Genomic DNA, 18,414 nt, shown 5'->3' on the forward strand with positions numbered 1-18,414 from the left:
GAGGGGGATCCGGCGCGCAGCGGCGGCTACCCGCGCGCCGTCAGGGTCAGCAGCGTGACCTCGGGCGGGCAGGCGAAACGGACCGGGGTGAAGCGGTTGGTGCCGCAGCCCGCCGAGACGTGGAGGTACGACGTCCGGTCGGCGACCGTGTGCGTGGAGAGCCCCTTCACCCGGTCGGTGTCCAGGTCGCAGTTGGTGACGAGCGCCCCGTAGAAGGGGATGCACAGCTGCCCGCCGTGGGTGTGCCCGGCGAGGATCAGCTCGTACCCGTCGGCCGTGAACGCGTCCAGCGAGCGCAGGTACGGGGCATGGACCACGCCCACCGTGAAGTCGGCCCCGGTGTCGGGGCCGCCGGCCACCCGCTCGTACCGGTCGCGCTTGATGTGCGGGTCGTCGAGGCCGGTGAACGCGAGCTCCGCCTGCGGCAGCTTGAGCCGGCCGCGGGTGTTGGTGAGGTCCACCCAGCCCGCCGCGTCGAACGCGTCCCGCATCCCCTCCCAGGGGTTGTGGACGGCGCCGACGACCGGCTTGTTGCCGTTGAGGCCGTGCCGGCCCTGGACCTTCTCCATCAGATAGCGGCCGGGGTTGCGGGGCGTGGGCCCGTAGTAGTCGTTGGAGCCGAAGACGTACACGCCCGGGAACTCCATCAGCGGGCCGAGCGCGTCGAGGACCTCCGGTACCGCTTTCGGGTCGGAGAGGTTGTCGCCGGTGTTGACGACGAAGTCCGGGCGGAGCCCGGCGAGGGACTGGAGCCAGGCCCGCTTCTTGCCCTGGCCGCTCACCATGTGGATGTCGGAGACCTGCAGGACCCGCAGGTCGTCCATGCCTGGCGGGAGCACCGGGACCGTCACACGGCGGAGCCGGAAAGAGCGGGCCTCGAAGCCGGCCGCGTAGACGATTCCGGCGGCGGCCGTCGCCGTGAGGCCTGCCGTGATCTTCAGGGGGAGCCCGTACCGTGCGCGCATTCCCCCATCGTCGCAGACCCCGGAGGCGTAAATGCGCGGGCGGGTGGGGCGGCACACCTGCCACACTTGGCCTCATGACCACGCTCAAGGCGAAGCTCCAGGCCGACCTCAACGCCGCGATCCGGGAGCGCGACGAACTGCGCTCCTCGACCCTGCGGCTGACCATCACCGCGATCACCAAGGAGGAGGTCGCGGGCAAGACCAAGCGCGAACTCTCCGACGACGAGGTGCAGAAGGTGATCGCCAAGGAGGCGAAGAAGCGCCGCGAGGCCGCGGACGCCTTCGCCCAGGGCGGTCGCACCGAGTCCGCCGAGCGGGAGAAGGCGGAGGGCGTCCTCCTCGACGCGTACCTGCCGAAGCAGCTCAGCGACGAGGAGATCGACGGGATCGTCGCGGCGGCCGTCGCGGAGGCCAAGGCCGCCGGCGCCGAGGGCCCGCGTGCCATGGGCGCCGTCATGAAGATCGTGAACCCGAAGGTGGCCGGCCAGGCCGACGGCGGCCGGGTCGCCGCCTCCGTGAAGAAGCTCCTCGCGGGCTGATTCGGGCGGACCACAGCCGAGAGGGCGCCCCGCGGATGCGGGGCGCCCTCTCGGTGTGTACGGGGTAAGGGGACCGTCAGCGGTTTCCGCCGCGGCCGTTTCCGCCGCCCAGCATGTCCGGCGGGATGGTGATGCCGGGGAACGGGTTGGTCGGGGGCTTGGTGTCGCCCGGCTTGTTGTCGCCCGGCTTACGGGGCTTCTTCGGCTTGTTCGGACCCTCGTCGCCGTCTTCCTTGTCCTTGGGCTTCTCGGCCCGAGGTACGGAGATGGGGGCGAAGCCCGGCGTCTCGGAGGCGTCGAGGGCGCCCGTCATCGCGATCTTCCAGATGGGGCCGGGGAGGCAGCCACCACAGACCTTGGCGTAGTACTCCCCGCCGATGGTGATCTGGTACATCGGCTTCTGCTCGCCGACGTCGTCGCCGACCCAGACCGCGGTGGACAGGTTCGGGGTGTAGCCGACGAACCAGGCGTCCTTGCGGTCGTTGGTCGTACCGGTCTTGCCCGCGTTGTCGCGGTCGCTCAGACCGGCCTTCGTACCGGTGCCGTCCTCGACGACGCCCTTCAGCATCTGGTTGATCAGGTCGGCGGTGCGCTCGCTCATCGCCCGTGTGCACGTGGTGTCCGGGACGTTGAGCTTGTCGCCGTTGGCGGCCTTGACCGACTCGATGGCGACCGGAGTGCAGTGCAGACCCCGGTTGGCGAAGGCGGCGTAGGCGGAGGCCATCGCCAGCGGGGTGCTGACCTGGCTGCCGAGGGTGAGCGCCGGCGTCACTTCGAGCGGCTTGCCGTCACCGCGGGCGTATCCCAGCTTCTGCGCCATCTGGGCGGTCTCGCAGAGTCCGGCCTGCTGCTCCAGAAGCACGAAGTAGGTGTTGATGGACTTGCCGAGCGCACCCGTCATGTCCCAGGAGCCGGCCTCGGACTCCAGCTCGTTCTGCAGCTCCCACTCCCTGTTGGCGCCGGGGGCGCCCTTGCAGTCGCGGAAGCCGCTCTCGTTCACCTTCATCTTCCACGGCGTGTCGTAGGACTGCGCGGGGCTGATGCCCTTCTCCAGCGCGGCGGCGGCGGTGAAGGGCTTGAAGGTCGAGCCGACCTGGAAGCCGTAGGTGCTGCCGCCCATCCGGTTGCTCACGGCGAGGTTGAGCGTCGTCTCGTGCTTCTTCTGGTCCAGGCCGTACGGGCGGGACTGGCCCATCGAGAGGATCTTGCCGGTGCCGGGCTGGACCTGCACGACCGAGGTGGCGACCGGGTCGTCCTTGTTGACCTTCGCGATCGCGGCCTCGTTGGCGGCGGCCTGCGCGCGCGGGTCCAGGGTGGTCTTGATGGTGAGACCGCCCAGGTTCCACAGCTTCTGGCGTTCCTCCGCCGTCTTGCCGAAGACCGGGTCCATGAGGATCGTCTTGCGGACGTAGTCGCAGAAGAAGCCGGCTCCGTCGACGGCGGTGATGCAGCCGTTCCTCGGGGTCTTGACCTTCAGCTTGAGCGGGGCGGCCTTCGCCTTGTCGGCCTCGGCCTGGCTGATGTCCTTGACGTCGGCCATCCGCTGGAGGACCACGTTGCGGCGCTTGGTGGCTTCCTGGAGGTCGTTGATCGGGTCGTAGCGGCTCGGCGACTGGACGAGGCCGGCCATCATCGCCGCCTCGCCGAGGGTCAGGTCGGCGGCGTGCTTGGAGAAGTACCGCTGGGAGGCGGCCTCGATGCCGTACGCCTGCTGCCCGAAGAACGTGATGTTGAGGTAGTTCTCCAGGATCTTCTTCTTGCCCAGCTCCTCCTCGACCTGGATCGCGTACTTCAGTTCGCGGACCTTGCGGCCGATGGTCTGCTGGGTGGCCTGCGCGACCTTCTCGGGGTCGTCACCGGCCTCCTCGACGAAGACGTTCTTCACGTACTGCTGGGTGAGGGTGGACGCGCCCTGCGCGACCCCGCCCGACTGCGCGTTGCGGTTGATCGCGCGCAGCACACCCTTGAGGTCGATCGCCCCGTGCTCGTAGAAGCGGCCGTCCTCGATCGCGACGATCGCCTTCTGCATGTAGGGGGAGATCTTGTCCAGCGGGACGACCTTCCGGTCCCGCGAGTACACGGTGGCGAGGAGGCCACCCTCGGAGTCGAGGATCGTGGTGCGCTGACTCAGCGGTGGGGTCTTCAGGTTGGAGGGGATCTCGTCGAACCCCTCGACAGTGCCCTTCGCGGCCAGACCGAGTGCGCCGGCCGCGGGCAGGGCGATGCCCGCCAGCACGGCTCCCGCGAGCACACTGACACCGAGGAACTTGGCGGCCTGCTGGGTCCCGGTCAGACCACCGCCGGAGCGCTTCTTTGCCATGGGGGGCAGCCTAATCCGTAGTGATGAGCGTTCCGTAGGAGCGGGGGCCTCTCGGAGCGTTCGAGTACCAGACCGTGACATCCGGGCAGCCCGCCGCGGGACCCGGCTCGGTGGGGCGGCTGCGTGCGCCGGCTGCGTGAGCCGGCGACGTTCTCATTCGCCGGACACGCGTATATGCCTTGGCCTAAGCTGCTCCCAACTGTCACAGCAGTGTGGTCTGGCATCAAGACCCGGGTGTGACTCCGGCATGAATTCCCATGACCCCGAAGCATGGGGAGCTCGTGTCCGATTCCGGCTCATGCGTCACGCGGTGTCCGAAGTGACACCGTCAAGGAAGGGCGTATCCAGGCGATATGTCCGCTATCACACGCATGTCCTTCGATCACTCCCCTGGGTGATCTGACGCGCACGCATAGTCCGTTCGGGCCATCGAAGATTGGGCCCGAAGGGGGTGTTGCGCTGTGCCCACCTTCCGTAACGTCCCAACTGGCAGCGGTGAATATGCCGCTGCCGCCGTGGGGGAGCCTCGATTCGGGAGAGGACGGCGCCGGTATGGGCTGGGTAGCTGACTGGAGTGCGCAGGCGGCCTGCCGCACTACCGATCCGGATGAACTTTTCGTACAGGGAGCGGCACAGAACAGGGCAAAGGCGGTGTGCACCGGATGCCCGGTGCGGACCGAGTGCCTGGCCGACGCCCTCGACAACCGCGTGGAGTTCGGCGTGTGGGGCGGCATGACGGAGCGCGAGCGCCGCGCCCTGCTGCGCCGCAGGCCGACCGTCACCTCGTGGCGCCGGCTCCTTGAGACCGCGCGCACGGAGTACGAGCGGGGAGCGGGCCTGCTGCCCGTGGCGATCGAGGACGACGCGACGTACGAGGCGTACGCCGCGGTCGGGTAGCCGAGGGCTACCTGGGGTAGCCGAGGCCTATCGACCGGCCGTGAGCCGGTCGCCGATGGCCCGCAGCCCGGCGAGGTCGTGCACATCGCCGGGCAGGGCCGCCACTTCGGTCACCGCCACCTCGGGGTGAAGCGCGGTGAAGCGGTCACGCGTGCGCTGCTCACGCGCGAGCACCCGCATGCGCTCGGCATGCAGGCGCAGAAGTCCCGCGGTGAGATGTCGTACGTCGGCGTCGTCCACGTCGTCTGCTTCTACGTCGTCTACGTCGCTTACGTCTGTTTCCTGTGCCGGTTCGGCTGTGGGGGCAGCCTCGGGTACGGGATGTGCGGCGGCGGTGGCGAGATCGGACTGCTCGTGTGCGGTGGCCGGGGAGCCACTCCGGTCAGTCTTCCCGCCCCCCTGATCCACAATCCGCCCCTCGTCAAGATTTTCCGCCGCGGCCCGCGCCCGCTCGGCCGAAAGCCGGGCGGCGCCACTGCCGTGGACGCGATTGAGGACGAGACCGGCCAGCGGCATCCCCTCCGCGGCCAGCCGCTCCACGAAGTACGCGGCCTCGCGCAGCGCGTCCCGCTCCGGCGTGGCCACCACGAGGAAGGCCGTGCCCGGGGCCTGGAGCAGCTTGTACGTGGCGTCGGCGCGGGTCCGGAAGCCGCCGAACATCGTGTCCATCGCCGCGACGAACGTCTGGACGTCCTTGAGGAACTGACCCCCCAGCAGCTTTCCGAGGGTCCCCGTCATCATCGACATGCCGACGTTCAGGAACTTCATCCCGGCCCGGCCGCCCACCTTCGCCGGCGCCATCAGCAGCTTGATGAACTTCCCGTCCAGGAACGACCCGAGCCGCTTCGGCGCGTCCAGGAAGTCCAGCGCGGACCGGGACGGCGGGGTGTCCACGACGATCAGGTCCCACTCGTCACGCGCCCGGAGCTGGCCCAGCTTCTCCATCGCCATGTACTCCTGCGTACCGGCGAATCCGGCCGACAGGGACTGGTAGAAGGGGTTCTCCAGGATCGCCCGGGCCCGGTCGGGCTCCGCGTGCGACTCGACGATCTCGTCGAAGGTCCGCTTCATGTCCAGCATCATCGCGTGGAGTTCGCCGCCGTCGGAGCCCTTGATTCCGTCGACCTTGCGCGGGGTGTTGTCGAGGGAGTCGATGCCCATCGACTGGGCGAGGCGGCGGGCCGGGTCGATGGTGAGGACGACGACCCGGCGCCCGCGCTCCGCCGCCCGTACGCCGAGCGCCGCCGCCGTGGTCGTCTTGCCGACCCCGCCCGCGCCGCAGCAGACGATGATGCGGGTGCCGAGGTCGTCGATCAGCGGGTCGAGATCCAGGACGGGAACGGCGTCGAGCCCGTGCGTCTCGGCGGCCGTGCCGCGACCGTCGGAGCCCGGGGCCACGTCGCGATCGGCCGGGGTCGTGCCGCGACGGCCGGCGGCCGGGGCCGGGGTCGTGCCGCGACCGTCGGGGGACTTCTCCGTCACGCGCCCACCCCTTGCTTCCGCAGTTCCTTCGCCAGCCGGTAGAGCCCCGCGATGTCCGCCCCGTCCCCCAGGAAGGGGAGCTCGTACGAGGGGACGCCGATGTCGTCCAGGACCGCGCGCTGCGTCCGTTCCAGCTCCACCCGCCGGGCGTGCTCGGACGCCTGGTCGAGGAGCGGCTCGACCAGCGTCGTACCGCCCGCGACGCCCACGGAGGCCAGCGTCCTGGCGATCGCCTCCCGATGGTCGCCGGAGGCGGCCCGTACCGCCGCCTCGTCCAGGACGTGCGGCCGGACCATGTTCACCACGACCCGCCCCACCGGGAGCTCGGCCGCGCGGAGCTCCGCGATGCCGTCCGCGGTCTCCTGGACCGGCATCTCCTCCAGGAGGGTCACCAAGTGCACGGCGGTCTCGGGGGACTTGAGGACCCGCATGACGGCCTGCGCCTGATTGTGTATCGGGCCGATCCTCGCCAGGCCGGCCACCTCGTCGTTGACGTTGAGGAAGCGGGTGATGCGGCCGGTGGGCGGCGCGTCCATCACCACGTGGTCGTAGGTGTGGCCGCCGTGCTTCTCGCGCCGGCGGACCGCCTCGCACGCCTTGCCGGTCAGCAGGACGTCCCGTACGCCCGGCGCTATCGTCGTCGCGAAGTCGATCGCGCCGAGCTTCTTCAGGGCCCGCCCCGCGGTGCCCAGTTTGTAGAACATCTGGAGGTAGTCGAGGAGCGCGCGCTCGGCGTCGATCGCCAGCGCGTACACCTCCCCGCCGCCCGGGGCGACGGCGATCTTGCGCTCCTCGTACGGAAGGGACTCCGTCTCGAAGAGCTGTGCGATGCCCTGTCTGCCTTCGACCTCGACGAGGAGGGTGCGCTTGCCCTCCGTCGCGAGGGCGAGCGCGAGGGCGGCGGCGACCGTCGTCTTACCGGTACCGCCCTTGCCGCTGACGACCTGGAGCCTGCTCACGCTGTCGAGCCTAACCACTGGCGGCGGCGCCCAATCAGGAGGCCGCCCCGGAGAAGCTCCCTAGGGGCAGCTTCAGGGCCGCTTCGGGGAACCGCCCCGCGGCAGCGGATACAGTCGGGCCCATGACCAAGTGGGAGTACGTCACGGTGCCGCTTCTGGTGCACGCGACCAAGCAGATTCTGGACACCTGGGGCGAGGACGGCTGGGAGCTCGTCCAGGTCGTGCCCGGGCCGAACAACCCCGAGCAGCTCGTGGCCTACCTGAAGCGGGCCAAGTCGTGAGCGGGGCCGTCGAGGCGAAGCTCGCCGAGCTCGGCCTGACCCTGCCGGCCGTCGTGCCGCCGCTGGCCGCCTACCAGCCGGCCGTGCAGTCGGGCGTGTACGTCTACACCTCGGGCCAGCTCCCGATGGTGGACGGCAAGCTCCAGCTGACCGGCAAGGTCGGCGGCGAGGTCACCGCCGACGAGGCCAAGCAGCTCGCGGCCACCTGCGCGCTGAACGCCCTCGCGGCCGTGAAGTCGGTCGCCGGTGACCTGGACCGGATCAAGCGGGTCGTGAAGGTCGTCGGCTTCGTCGCCTCCGCGCCCGACTTCACCGGCCAGCCGGGCGTCATCAACGGCGCCAGCGAGCTGCTCGGCGCGGTCCTCGGCGACAAGGGCGTCCACGCGCGCAGCGCCGTCGGCGTGACCGTGCTGCCGCTCGACGCCCCGGTCGAGGTCGAGGTCCAGGTGGAGCTGGTCGAGGCCTGAGCCTCCACCACCGCACACGCGGGCGCGTACGCACGTACGTGACGAGAGCCGGTTCTTCTCGGACAGAAGAACCGGCTCTCGTGCATTCATGTACTTGCGCATAGCATCCGGCCATGTCGAATGGTCAGTGGTACCCGCCCGAGTGGCCCGACCGCATCCGCGCCCTCGCCGCCGGTGAACTCACCCCGGTGACCCCCCGGCGCGCCGCCACCGTCCTGCTCCTGCGGGACGGTGACGCCGGTCCCGATGTCCACATGCTCCGCCGCCGGGCCTCGATGGCCTTCGCGGGCGGCGCGTACGCCTACCCCGGCGGTGGCGTCGACCCGCGCGACGAGCACCCGGTGCGCTGGGCGGGGCCCTCCCTGGAGGCCTGGGCGGCCCGGCTCGGCCTCCAGGACCCCGCGCAGGCCCAGGCGGTGGTCTGCGCCGCCGTACGCGAGACGTACGAGGAGGCGGGCGTCCTGCTCGCCGGGGAGACCGAGGACGCGGTCGTGGGCGACACGACCGGCGAGGAGTGGGAGCGGGACCGGGAGGCTCTCGTCGCCCGGGAGCTGTCCTTCGCCGACTTCCTGGACCGGCGCGGCCTCGTCGTGCGCTCCGACCTGCTCGGCGCCTGGGCCCGCTGGATCACGCCGGAGTTCGAGCAGCGCCGGTATGACACCTGGTTCTTCGTGGCCGCGCTGCCGGCCGGGCAGCGCACCCGGAACGCCTCCACGGAGGCCGACCGGACCGTCTGGATCCGCCCGGCGGAGGCCGCCGCCGGTTACGACCGGGGCGAGCTGACGATGATGCCGCCGACGATCTCGACCCTGCGCACCCTGGAGCCGTACGGAACGGCCGCCGAGGCCCTCGCGGGGGCCCGGGAGCAGGACATGGCCCCCGTGCTCGCGCAGGCGCGTCTGGACGGCGACGAGCTGGTCCTGAGCTGGCCGGGGCACGAGGAGTTCACCAAGATCATCCCGATGGGAGACGCGCGGTGAGCGCCGCCGCGGCCCTGCCCGGCCAGCCGCGCGGACTGGTGGTCTCCGGGCCCGCGACCGACCGCGCCGTGAACGTCCTCGCGCCGAACCCGTCCGCGATGACCCTCGACGGCACCAACACCTGGCTCCTCTCGGAGCCCGGCTCCGACCTCGCCGTCGTCGTCGACCCGGGCCCGCTCGACGAGTCCCATCTGCGCCATGTGATCGACACGGCGGACAAGCTCGGCAAGCGGGTCGCGCTCACCCTGCTGACCCACGGCCACCCGGACCACGCGGAGGGCGCCGGGCTCTTCGCCGAGCTGACCGGGACGGCCGTACGGGCCCTGGACCCGGCGCTGCGGCTCGGCGACGAGGGGCTCGCCGCGGGGGACGTGGTGACCGTCGGCGGCCTGGAGCTGCGGGTCGTCCCGACGCCCGGCCACACCTCCGACTCGCTCTCCTTCCACCTGCCCGCCGACCGGGCGGTGCTGACCGGCGACACGATCCTGGGGCGCGGGACGACGATGGTGGCCCATCCGGACGGGCGCCTCGGCGACTACCTGGACTCGCTGCGGCGGCTGCGCTCGCTCACCGTCGACGACGGCGTGCACACGGTCCTGCCGGGCCACGGGCCGGTCCTGGAGGACGCCCAGGGGGCCGTGGAGTTCTATCTCGCGCACCGGGCGAACAGGCTCGCCCAGGTCGAGACGGCGGTCGAGAGCGGCCACCGGACGGCGGCGGAGGTCGTCGCCCATGTGTACGCGGACGTGGACCGCTCGCTGTGGCCGGCGGCCGAGCTGTCCGTACGGGCGCAGCTGGAGTACCTGAGGGAGCGCGGTCTGGTCTAGGCGCGGTCTGGCCCAGGCGCGGCCTGGTTCAGGCGCCGTCTGGTTCAGGCGGGGCTTGGGCGAGGCCTGGGTCGGGCTGCGGGGTCCTGGGCTGGGCTGGACCGGGCCGGGCCGGGCTGGGCGGTCCTGGGCGGTCCTGGGCTTGGACCGGTCGCGGGCTCGGGCGGGGCCCGCTCGCAAGCCCGCGGACGCCCGCTGACGGACCCCGGGAACCCCCGGGCCTTCCCTCGTGTCTTACGCTCCGCTTATATCTGGCCGTAGCTCTCGGGGGGAAGCCCGTGTTCGTCATCGCCATCCTGCTGGTCATAGCCGCAGTGGTGCTCTTTTTCGTCGGCCGCGCCAACGACTCCAAGGGGCTGAAGTTCGGCGCTCTCGGCGCGGTCCTGGCCGGCCTGTTCTCGCTGATCGTGAGCATGACGTACGTGATCAGCGCGTACGAGGTCGGTGTGCCGGTCGCCTTCGGCAAGGTCGGCTCGCCGATGACCTCGGGCATGCACGTGAAGTCGCCCTTCACCGACGTCACGACCTTCTCGACCCGCCCGGTCGACCTCAACCTCTCCGACAAGGACGTGGTCGAGGTCCGCTCCTCGCAGGGCGGCGTCATGTACGCCGAGGTGACGGTGAAGTGGGCCGTCGTCCCGGGCAAGTCCGTGGAGCTGTACAAGCTCGCCGGCAGCGAGGACGCCATCCAGCAGCGGCTGGTCTACCCGGACAGCCGGGAGATCGTCCGTAACGTCTTCGCCCGCTACACCAGCGAGCAGGGGTACGCCTCCGACCGCGAGAAGATCAACGCCGAGATCGGCTCCCTGATCAAGGAGCGACTGGCCCCGCGCGGCATCGACGTGACCACGGTCAACCTGCGCAACGTGAAGCCCTCGGACTCGCTCCAGAGCCAGATCGACCGCAAGATCCAGCAGCAGCAGGCCACCGAGCGGGCCACCGAGGCCGCCCGTACCGCCAAGGCCGAGTCCGACCGGCGCCGGATCGAGGCGGAGGGCATCGCCCGCGCCAACAAGATCCTCAACGACTCGCTGACGGACCGGGTCCTGATGAACCAGTGCATCGACGCGTTCAAGGAGGCCGCGGCGAAGAACCCGATCTACACCGTGCCCTGCGCGAACGGTTCCTCCGCCCCGGTGATCGTGGACGGCTCCAAGCGCTGATCTGCCGAGACACGCGAAAAGGCCGCCCCGGTCCGTATCGGCCGGGGCGGCCTTTTCACGTACGTACGCGCGTATGCACGCGCGGGTGGCTACCGCGAGCGCTTCGCGAGGCGCTCCACGTCCAGCAGGATCACGGCGCGGGCCTCCAGGCGCAGCCAGCCGCGCTGGGCGAAGTCGGCGAGCGCCTTGTTGACCGTCTCGCGGGAGGCGCCGACCAGCTGGGCCAGCTCTTCCTGGGTGAGGTCGTGGACGACGTGGATGCCCTCCTCCGACTGCACGCCGAAGCGGCGCGACAGGTCGAGGAGCGCGCGGGCGACACGGCCCGGGACGTCGGAGAAGACCAGGTCGGACATCTGGTCGTTGGTCTTGCGCAGTCGGCGGGCGACGGCGCGCAGCAGCGCGGTGGCCACCTCGGGGCGGGCGTTCAGCCAGGGCTGGAGGTCGCCGTGGCCCAGGCCGAGCAGCTTGACCTCGGTCAGCGCCGTCGCGGTCGCGGTGCGCGGGCCCGGGTCGAAGAGCGACAGCTCACCGATGAGCTCGCCGGGGCCGAGCACGGCCAGCATGTTCTCCCGGCCGTCGGGGGAGGTGCGGTGCAGCTTCACCTTGCCCTCGGTGACCACGTACAGGCGGTCGCCGGGGTCGCCCTCGTGGAAGAGCGCGTCGCCACGGGCGAGCGTCGCCTCACTCATCGAGGCGCGCAGCTCGGCAGCCTGCTCGTCATCGAGCGCCGCGAAGAGCGGGGCGCGCCGCAGAACGTCGTCCACGAGTTCTCTCCATACTGTCGACCTGCTCAGGGGACCTGCGTCCCATGATGCCGGACGTACAAAACAGTGCGATCAATCACAACAAGTTTGACGTACCGAGCCGCCGGTCCGTACGTCAGGGCCCGATTGGGCTCTGATCGGCCACGCCCGGGGCGGATGTCGGCGGTGGCCCCTAGGCTGGCCGGGTGTCCAACTCGCCGGTGAGAGCGCAGGCCAAGGGGGCTGAAAGAGTGTCGGCCGAAGGTAATTCCGCTGTGGGCGAACGCGGCGTGTCGAAACGGGCGAAAGCCACAAATCGGAAGCCGGTCGAGCCGGCGAAGCGCGCCAAGCCCGCCAAGCCCGCCAAGCCCGCCGAGGCGGCCAAGCCCGCGAAGCCCGCCAAGCCCGCGAAGCCCGAGTCGCGGCTCGCGATGGTCCGCAGGGCCCGCAAGATCAACCGTGAGCTGGCCGAGGTCTTCCCGTACGCCCATCCGGAGCTCGACTTCCGCAACCCCTTCGAGCTGCTCGTCGCCACGGTCCTCTCGGCGCAGACCACCGACCTGCGGGTCAACCAGACCACCCCGGCCCTCTTCGCGAAGTACCCCACGCCCGAGGACCTCGCCGCCGCCGTGCCCGAGGAGGTCGAGGAGCTCATCCGCCCCACGGGCTTCTTCCGCGCCAAGACCAAGTCGATCATGGGGCTCGCCGCCGCCCTCAGGGACGACTTCGCAGGCGAGGTCCCCGGCCGCCTCGACGACCTCGTCAAACTTCCCGGCGTCGGCCGCAAGACCGCCTTCGTCGTCCTCGGCAACGCCTTCGGGGTCCCCGGTATCACCGTCGACACCCACTTCATGCGGCTCGTCCGGCGCTGGAAGTGGACCGAGCAGGAGGACCCGGTGAAGATCGAGGCGGAGATCGCCGAGATCTTCCCGAAGAGCGAGTGGACGATGCTCTCGCACCGGGTGATCTTCCACGGCCGCCGGATCTGCCACGCCCGCAAGCCCGCCTGCGGCGCCTGCCCGATCACCCACCTCTGCCCCTCGTACGGCGAGGGCGAGACCGACCCCGAGAAGGCGAAGAAGCTGCTCAAGTACGAGATGGGCGGCTTCCCGGGCCAGCGGCTCGACCCGCCGCCCGGCTACCCGGGTCGCCCGGCGCCGCCGCTGGGCGCCGGAGGCTGAGTACGGTCCGTGAGCGTGGACCCACAGGGAACGAACCCGTACATCGATCGCGTTGTGAAACTCGGGGGTGCCTATGACGCGCACTGACGAAGAGATCCACGGGCCCGGCACCGGCGGGCTGCTCAGCAGGGACGGGCTGCCCGACTGGCTCGGGCCCGTCGACCGGGCCGCCCGCACGGTCGAGCCCGAGCAGCTGAGCCGCTTCCTGCCGCCCGAGAGCGGCGCCGGGCGCCAGTCCGCCGTCCTCGTCCTCTTCGGCGAGGGAGAGCGCGGCCCCGAGCTGCTGCTCATGGAGCGGGCCGGCAGCCTCCGCTCGCACGCCGGGCAGCCCTCCTTCCCCGGCGGTGCCCTCGACCCCGAGGACGGCGACCCCGAGGACGGCGGGCTGCTGCGCGCCGCCCTGCGCGAGGCCCGGGAGGAGACCGGACTCGACCCGGCGGGCGTCCAGCTCTTCGGCGTCCTTCCGCAGCTCTACATCCCGGTCAGCGGCTTCGTCGTCACCCCGGTCCTGGGCTGGTGGCGTACGCCCAGCCCCGTCGGAGTCGTCGACCCCGGCGAGACCGCCCGGGTCTTCACCGTGCCCGTGGCGGATCTCACGGACCCCGCGAACCGGGTGACCACGGTCCACCCGAGCGGCCACCTGGGCCCCGCGTTCCTGGTCGCCTCCGCTGTGGTCTGGGGTTTTACGGCCGGGGTGATCGACCGGCTCCTGCACTTCTCCGGCTGGGAGCGCCCCTGGGACCGGTCCAAGCAGGTCCCGCTCGACTGGCGCTCATGACAGGCTGAACCCGGTGGAATGGCTGAACCCCGGCGGACCGGCTGATCCCCGGCGACCGGAAACGAATCTGCGAGGCAATTGACGGTGAACGTGCTGGACATCTTGTTGCTGCTCGCCGCCGTGTGGTTCGCGATCATCGGTTACCGCCAGGGCTTCGTGGTCGGCATCCTGTCGGTGATCGGCTTCCTCGGCGGCGGTCTCGTCGCCGTTCTGCTGCTGCCGATCCTCTGGGACCAGCTGACCGACAACAGCGAGGTCTCGACCACGGCCACGGTCGTCTTCGTGATGGTGGTGATCGTCTGCGCCTCCGTCGGCCAGGCCCTCACCACCCACCTCGGCAACAAACTGCGCCGGCACATCACCTGGTCACCCGCCCGCGCCCTCGACGCCACCGGCGGCGCCCTGGTCAACGTCGTCGCGATGCTGCTCGTGGCCTGGCTCATCGGCTCCGGGCTCGCCCGTACCACCATGCCCACCCTGGGCAAGGAGGTGCGAAACTCGAAGGTCCTGCTCGGGGTCGAGCAAGTGATGCCGGATCAGGCGTCGGGCTGGTTCGACGACTTCACGTCCACCCTGGCCCGCAGCGGCTTCCCGCCCGTCTTCAGCCCCTTCGCCAACGAACCGATCACCCCGGTCACCCCGCCCGACCCGGCGCTCGCCGAGAGCCCGGTCGCGGCCCGCGCCCAGCGCTCGATCGTGAAGGTCGTCGGCACCGCGCAGAGCTGCGGAAAGGTCCTCGAAGGCACCGGATTCGTCTTCGCCGACCGCCGGATCATGACCAACGCCCACGTCGTCGGAGGCGTCGACGAGCCGACCGTCCAGATAGGCGGCGAGGGCAAGCTCTACGACGCCAAGGTCGTCCTCTACGACTGGCAGCGCGACATCGCCGTCCTGGACGTGCCGGACCTCAAGGCCACCCCGCTGACCTTCACCGAAGAGGACGCCCACAGCGGCGACGGCGCGATCGTCGCCGGGTTCCCGGAGAACGGCTCGTACGACGTCCGCTCGGCGCGCGTGCGCGGCCGCATCAACGCGGACGGGCCCGACATCTACCGCCGGGGCGATGTGCGCAGGGACGTGTACTCGCTGTACACGACGGTCCGCCAGGGCAACTCCGGCGGCCCGCTCCTCACCGCGGAGGGCGACGTGTACGGCGTGATCTTCGCCCGCTCCCTCGACGACCCGAACACCGGCTACGCCCTCACGGTCGACGAGATCCGTGAGGACATCGAGCTCGGCATGACCGCCGACCAGCAGGTCGACACCCAGGCCTGCGCCCTGTAGGCGCGGGCCCGTCAGGGCCCGTCCGGCAGATCAGGGTCGGACACCCCTAGGGGGTGTCGCGGGGGTGCCGGAGCCGGGCCGAGACCCAGCGGGCCCGGCGGCGGAGGATGCGCGAGATCCCCACCCCCTGCGCGTCGTGCGCTCCGCCCGGGTCCGGCGGTCCGGACCCCTCGCGGGAGCCCGGCCCTGCGGCCGAGCGGCGGTTGCGTGCTGTCGTGTCACCGTAGTCGTGCGTCCAGCCCATACCTCGACGTCTGCCCGTGGCCCAAGGTCGGTAACCGCCCGGGGGCCCGCCAATTGGAGTATGCGCGGGGCACATGGCCGTTCGAAGGAAGTCTGTACGTCCCGCAGGGGGCAGAGGGACCGTCAGCCGTCGGCCTCGCGGTCGCTCGACGCTCGGGGCCCGGGTCGCTCAGTGCTCGGCCCCGCGGTCGCTCGGCGCTCGGGCCCGGGTCGCTCAGCGGTCGGGCTCGGGGTCCTTCAGCCAGTTGACGAGCTCCGTCGAGAAGGCCACCGGGTCCTCCTCGTGCGGGAAGTGACCGAGGCCGTCGAAGAGCCGCCAGCGGTACGGCGCCTCCACGTACTCGCCCGAGCCCGCCGCGCTCCGGGTCCGCATCACCGGGTCGAGAGAGCCGTGCAGGTGCAGCGTCGGCACCCGCACCGGCCGCTTCATGCGCCGGTTGAACTGGATTCCGTCCGGACGGGCCAGGGAGCGGACCATCCAGCGGTACGGCTCGATCGAGCAGTGCGCCGTCGACGGGATCAGCATCGCCCGCCGGTACACCTCGATCGCCGCCTCCTCCGAGGGCCGGACGGGCTGCGGCCCCGACCAGTCCCGGATCAGCTCGCCCACGAGCCCCGCGTCGTCCGCGACGAGCTGACGCTCCGGCAGCCACGGCCGCTGGAAGCCCCAGATGTGCGAACCGGCCCGCGACTGGGCGAAGTCGGAGAGCATCGCCGAACGCCAGCGGCGCGGGTGCGGCATCGAGGAGACCACGAGCCGGCGCACCAGCTTGGGCCGCATCACGGCCGCCGTCCAGGCGAGATAGCCGCCCAGGTCGTGCCCGACGAGCGCCGCGTCCGGCTCGCCCAGGGAGCGGATCACACCGGTGACGTCGAGGGCCAGGTTGGCGGGGTCGTAACCCCGGGGGGTGCGGTCGCTGCCGCCGACCCCGCGCAGGTCCATCGCGACGGCCCGGAAACCGGCCTCGGCGAGGACGGGCAGCTGATGGCGCCAGGTCCACCAGAACTGCGGGAAACCGTGCAGGAGCAGCACCAGCGGGCCGTCGCCCATCTCGGCGATGTGGAAACGGGCGCCGTTGGCGGCCACGTCGCGATGGGTCCACGGCCCGTCGAGTCGGACGGGCCCGCCGTTGCTGCTCTCGGGGAGGGTCATACGGACGAGCGTGCCACAGCGGAGGACTTGTCCAGCGCCTTGTCCAGTGCCTTGGCCGCCTCCGGACGCGGGTGCGGCTTGACCGTGGAGAGCACGGCGGCCGTCTGCTTGGCCGAGGCGATGGACCTCTCCGGCGGCTTGACCTTCTTGAACTTGGCGTACGCGAGGAGCCCGAGCAGCCCCGCGACCAGCACGTTGAAGGCGAAGGACAGCAGGAAGCACCAGACGAGGTTCCAGCCCCCGTTCCCGTTGTGCCCGCCGGTCCAGGTGTTGATGGCGTACGCGAGCGCGAAGCTCAGCATCGGCAGCGAGAACAGCAGCACGACCGCGGCCGCGATGCCGGCCGCACTTCCGATCGCACCGCGCTTGACGTCCTGTCGGATCTCGGCCTTGGCCAGGGCGAGCTCGTCGTGCACCAGCGCGGACATCTCGGCGGTCGCCGAGGCGACCAGCTGGCCGAGGCTGCGCTCGGCTCCGTCGTACGGGTCGCTCATCGCTGCTCCCTCTCCTCTTCTACAGTCCGACTCAGATCATGCCGGACGGTCGGCCCCGTCGCGCGGTGCCCCCGCCAGTTGGGCGCGCTCGCGGTGCTCGGCGGCCTTCTTCTCGTAGATCTCGGCCATCCGGAGGTGGTACGCCGGGTTGTCCTGCTCGTAGATGTCGGGGATGCCGTCGTGGTCGTCGTCGCGCTCCTCGTCGGAGACGAGGGCCTGGTACCTCCGTACCCGCAGCTTCAGCAGGACGGAGGCGAGGACGGCCGCGATGAGCGAGCCGATGAGGACCGCGGCCTTCACCTCGTCGGTGAGGACCTCGTCCCCGGCGAAGGCGAGCTCCCCGATGAGCAGCGAGACGGTGAAGCCGATGCCGGCGAGGGTGGCGACGGCGAAGACGTCCGGCCAGGCCAGGTCGGGGTTGAGTTCCGCCTTGGTGAAGCGGGCGGCGAGCCAGGTGCCGCCGAAGATGCCGATCGCCTTGCCGACGACGAGCCCGAGGACGACGCCGAGGGTGACGGGCTGGGTGAACACGTCGTGGATCGCTCCGCCGGAGATGCTCACCCCGGCGGAGAAGAGCGCGAACAGGGGCACGGCGAGGCCGGCCGAGATCGGGCGGACGAGGTGCTCGATGTGCTCGCCGGGGGAGTGCTTCTCGCCTTCCCGGGTGGTGCAGCGCAGCATCAGGCCCATGGCGACACCGGCGATGGTGGCGTGGACGCCGCTGTTGTACATCAGGCCCCAGATGACCAGGGCCAGCGGGACGTACACGTACCAGCCGCGGACCTCCTTGCGGAGGAGCACCCAGAAGACGACGAGTCCGGCGACGGCGCCGCCGAGCGCGGCGAAGTTCAGGTCGCTGGTGAAGAAGATCGCGATGATCAGGATCGCGAAGAGGTCGTCGACGACGGCGAGGGTGAGCAGGAAGGCGCGCAGCGCGGAGGGCAGGGAGGTGCCGATGACGGCGAGGACGGCGAGCGCGAAGGCGATGTCGGTCGCGGTGGGGACGGCCCAGCCGTCCATGGAGCCGTTGCCGACGGCGTTGACCAGGACGTAGACGAGGGCGGGCGCGGCCATGCCGCAGAGGGCGGCGATGACGGGGAGTGCGGCGGCCTTGGGGTCGCGCAGTTCGCCCGCGACGAGCTCGCGCTTGAGCTCGATGCCGGCGACGAAGAAGAAGACCGCGAGGAGGCCGTCGGCGGCCCAGTGCTGGATCGACAGGTCGAGGCCGAGGGCGGCGGGTCCTATGTGGAAGTCGCTGACGGATTCGTAGCTGTCGCTCAGCGGGGTGTTGGCCCACACGAGGGCGGCGACGGCGGCGACGAGCAGCAGGATGCCGCCGACGGTCTCGGTGCGCAGGGCGTCGGCGATGTACTGCCGCTCGGGCAGCGAGAGACGGCCGAGGAACTTGCGGTTGGTGGGTGCGGGCGCGGCCACGTGGGGAAAACCTCCGGTCGGGTGGGCAGGACTGAGCACATGCCGACCAGACTTCCCGGCGCACCTAGGTTTTCTTGTCGCGTCGTTGACGCGGTCCTTACTTTACCTAACGAGCGTGGGGTGTGTCCGGCGAGATTCACTTTAGGGATGTTTGCGCCTTTCGTCCCTTCCGGGGAGGGCAAACGGAACGCCCGCCCCGAGTGGATCGGGGCGGGCGTTCCGCG

At 70.9% G+C, this 18,414-nt stretch carries 19 protein-coding genes; 10 read left to right on the forward strand and 9 right to left on the reverse strand.

From position 1 onward, the window contains the following. Nucleotides 1-26: 26 nt before the first annotated feature. Nucleotides 27-965 (reverse strand): metallophosphoesterase, encoded by a 939-nt coding sequence (locus OG259_RS22805; protein WP_328943947.1) that lies wholly within the window; start codon nt 963-965, stop codon nt 27-29. Nucleotides 966-1,039: 74 nt separating this feature from the next. Between OG259_RS22805 and OG259_RS22810 the strand changes: the two genes are divergently transcribed. After that, nucleotides 1,040-1,504: a GatB/YqeY domain-containing protein gene (locus tag OG259_RS22810; RefSeq protein ID WP_328943948.1), complete on the forward strand. Its 465-nt coding sequence runs from the start codon at nt 1,040-1,042 to the stop codon at nt 1,502-1,504. A gap of 76 nt (nt 1,505-1,580) precedes the next feature. Here the strand turns inward: OG259_RS22810 and OG259_RS22815 are convergent, their stop codons facing one another. Further along, nucleotides 1,581-3,824, reverse strand: a complete 2,244-nt coding sequence (locus OG259_RS22815) for a transglycosylase domain-containing protein (protein WP_328943949.1) — start codon at nt 3,822-3,824, stop codon at nt 1,581-1,583. Nucleotides 3,825-4,376: 552 nt separating this feature from the next. Between OG259_RS22815 and OG259_RS22820 the strand changes: the two genes are divergently transcribed. Next, the gene (locus OG259_RS22820; protein ID WP_015034550.1) at nt 4,377-4,721 is read left to right on the forward strand and encodes a WhiB family transcriptional regulator; all 345 of its coding nucleotides are present in this window, start codon (nt 4,377-4,379) and stop codon (nt 4,719-4,721) included. A 27-nt stretch (nt 4,722-4,748) separates the two neighbouring features. On the opposite strand, the gene OG259_RS22825 is transcribed toward OG259_RS22820, so the two are convergent. Both OG259_RS22825 and OG259_RS22830 read right to left on the reverse strand, forming a co-directional pair. After that, nucleotides 4,749-6,119 (reverse strand): ArsA family ATPase, encoded by a 1,371-nt coding sequence (locus tag OG259_RS22825; RefSeq protein ID WP_443052139.1) that lies wholly within the window; start codon nt 6,117-6,119, stop codon nt 4,749-4,751. 80 nt (nt 6,120-6,199) lie between these two features. After that, complete coding sequence (locus OG259_RS22830) at nt 6,200-7,162, reverse strand: ArsA family ATPase (protein ID WP_266893480.1); 963 nt, start codon at nt 7,160-7,162, stop codon at nt 6,200-6,202. Nucleotides 7,163-7,284: 122 nt separating this feature from the next. Here OG259_RS22830 and OG259_RS22835 point away from each other — a divergent pair, with 122 nt between their 5' ends. The 5 genes from OG259_RS22835 (at nt 7,285) to OG259_RS22855 (ending at nt 10,880) form a co-directional block, all read left to right on the forward strand. Then, on the forward strand, nt 7,285-7,443 hold the full coding sequence (locus tag OG259_RS22835) for a DUF4177 domain-containing protein (RefSeq protein ID WP_015034547.1): 159 nt from the start codon (nt 7,285-7,287) through the stop codon (nt 7,441-7,443). Further along, nucleotides 7,440-7,910: a RidA family protein gene (locus OG259_RS22840; RefSeq protein WP_328943950.1), complete on the forward strand. Its 471-nt coding sequence runs from the start codon at nt 7,440-7,442 to the stop codon at nt 7,908-7,910. Before OG259_RS22835 ends, OG259_RS22840 begins: the two co-directional genes overlap by 4 nt. Nucleotides 7,911-8,023: 113 nt before the next feature. Further along, entirely contained in the window at nt 8,024-8,890 is an 867-nt protein-coding gene (locus OG259_RS22845; RefSeq protein ID WP_328943951.1) for an NUDIX hydrolase, read from the forward strand. Next, nucleotides 8,887-9,717 (forward strand): MBL fold metallo-hydrolase, encoded by an 831-nt coding sequence (locus OG259_RS22850; protein ID WP_328943952.1) that lies wholly within the window; start codon nt 8,887-8,889, stop codon nt 9,715-9,717. The genes OG259_RS22845 and OG259_RS22850 overlap by 4 nt, the downstream gene beginning before the upstream one ends. 278 nt (nt 9,718-9,995) lie before the next feature. After that, entirely contained in the window at nt 9,996-10,880 is an 885-nt protein-coding gene (locus OG259_RS22855; RefSeq protein ID WP_328943953.1) for a prohibitin family protein, read from the forward strand. An 89-nt stretch (nt 10,881-10,969) separates the two neighbouring features. On the opposite strand, the gene OG259_RS22860 is transcribed toward OG259_RS22855, so the two are convergent. Next, a complete protein-coding gene (locus OG259_RS22860) occupies nt 10,970-11,644 on the reverse strand; it encodes a Crp/Fnr family transcriptional regulator (protein WP_015034542.1) in 675 nt (224 codons plus the stop codon). Nucleotides 11,645-11,898: 254 nt separating this feature from the next. Here OG259_RS22860 and nth point away from each other — a divergent pair, with 254 nt between their 5' ends. From nth to OG259_RS22875, 3 genes are all read left to right on the forward strand, one after another. Further along, nucleotides 11,899-12,804, forward strand: coding sequence for an endonuclease III (gene nth, locus OG259_RS22865; protein ID WP_443052000.1), 906 nt, complete (start codon nt 11,899-11,901; stop codon nt 12,802-12,804). A 73-nt stretch (nt 12,805-12,877) separates the two neighbouring features. Continuing rightward, complete coding sequence (locus OG259_RS22870) at nt 12,878-13,582, forward strand: NUDIX hydrolase (protein ID WP_328943955.1); 705 nt, start codon at nt 12,878-12,880, stop codon at nt 13,580-13,582. Between the two features lie 84 nt (nt 13,583-13,666). After that, entirely contained in the window at nt 13,667-14,866 is a 1,200-nt protein-coding gene (locus OG259_RS22875; RefSeq protein ID WP_328943956.1) for a MarP family serine protease, read from the forward strand. A 46-nt stretch (nt 14,867-14,912) separates the two neighbouring features. Here the strand turns inward: OG259_RS22875 and OG259_RS22880 are convergent, their stop codons facing one another. From OG259_RS22880 to nhaA, 4 genes are all read right to left on the reverse strand, one after another. Then, nucleotides 14,913-15,110: a hypothetical protein gene (locus tag OG259_RS22880; RefSeq protein ID WP_328943957.1), complete on the reverse strand. Its 198-nt coding sequence runs from the start codon at nt 15,108-15,110 to the stop codon at nt 14,913-14,915. Between the two features lie 213 nt (nt 15,111-15,323). Next, on the reverse strand, nt 15,324-16,262 hold the full coding sequence (locus tag OG259_RS22885) for an alpha/beta fold hydrolase (protein ID WP_328943958.1): 939 nt from the start codon (nt 16,260-16,262) through the stop codon (nt 15,324-15,326). After that, nucleotides 16,259-16,756, reverse strand: a complete 498-nt coding sequence (locus tag OG259_RS22890; RefSeq protein WP_328943959.1) for a phage holin family protein — start codon at nt 16,754-16,756, stop codon at nt 16,259-16,261. Before OG259_RS22890 ends, OG259_RS22885 begins: the two co-directional genes overlap by 4 nt. Before the next feature lie 36 nt (nt 16,757-16,792). Beyond that, a complete protein-coding gene (gene nhaA, locus OG259_RS22895; protein WP_443052001.1) occupies nt 16,793-18,190 on the reverse strand; it encodes a Na+/H+ antiporter NhaA in 1,398 nt (465 codons plus the stop codon). Nucleotides 18,191-18,414 lie beyond the last annotated feature (224 nt).

This window comes from Streptomyces sp. NBC_00250, from assembly GCF_036192275.1.
Lineage (GTDB): Bacteria > Actinomycetota > Actinomycetes > Streptomycetales > Streptomycetaceae > Streptomyces.

What these genes read in the sequence shown, in the direction of transcription:
- OG259_RS22805 (WP_328943947.1), bottom strand. Translation starts at nt 965, where the DNA reads ATGCGCGCACGGTACGGGCTCCCCCTGAAGATCACGGCAGGCCTCACG.
- OG259_RS22810 (WP_328943948.1), top strand. Translation starts at nt 1,040, where the DNA reads ATGACCACGCTCAAGGCGAAGCTCCAGGCCGACCTCAACGCCGCGATC.
- OG259_RS22815 (WP_328943949.1), bottom strand. Translation starts at nt 3,824, where the DNA reads ATGGCAAAGAAGCGCTCCGGCGGTGGTCTGACCGGGACCCAGCAGGCC.
- OG259_RS22820 (WP_015034550.1), top strand. Translation starts at nt 4,377, where the DNA reads ATGGGCTGGGTAGCTGACTGGAGTGCGCAGGCGGCCTGCCGCACTACC.
- OG259_RS22835 (WP_015034547.1), top strand. Translation starts at nt 7,285, where the DNA reads ATGACCAAGTGGGAGTACGTCACGGTGCCGCTTCTGGTGCACGCGACC.
- OG259_RS22845 (WP_328943951.1), top strand. Translation starts at nt 8,024, where the DNA reads ATGTCGAATGGTCAGTGGTACCCGCCCGAGTGGCCCGACCGCATCCGC.
- OG259_RS22870 (WP_328943955.1), top strand. Translation starts at nt 12,878, where the DNA reads ATGACGCGCACTGACGAAGAGATCCACGGGCCCGGCACCGGCGGGCTG.
- OG259_RS22880 (WP_328943957.1), bottom strand. Translation starts at nt 15,110, where the DNA reads ATGGGCTGGACGCACGACTACGGTGACACGACAGCACGCAACCGCCGC.
- OG259_RS22885 (WP_328943958.1), bottom strand. Translation starts at nt 16,262, where the DNA reads ATGACCCTCCCCGAGAGCAGCAACGGCGGGCCCGTCCGACTCGACGGG.
- OG259_RS22890 (WP_328943959.1), bottom strand. Translation starts at nt 16,756, where the DNA reads ATGAGCGACCCGTACGACGGAGCCGAGCGCAGCCTCGGCCAGCTGGTC.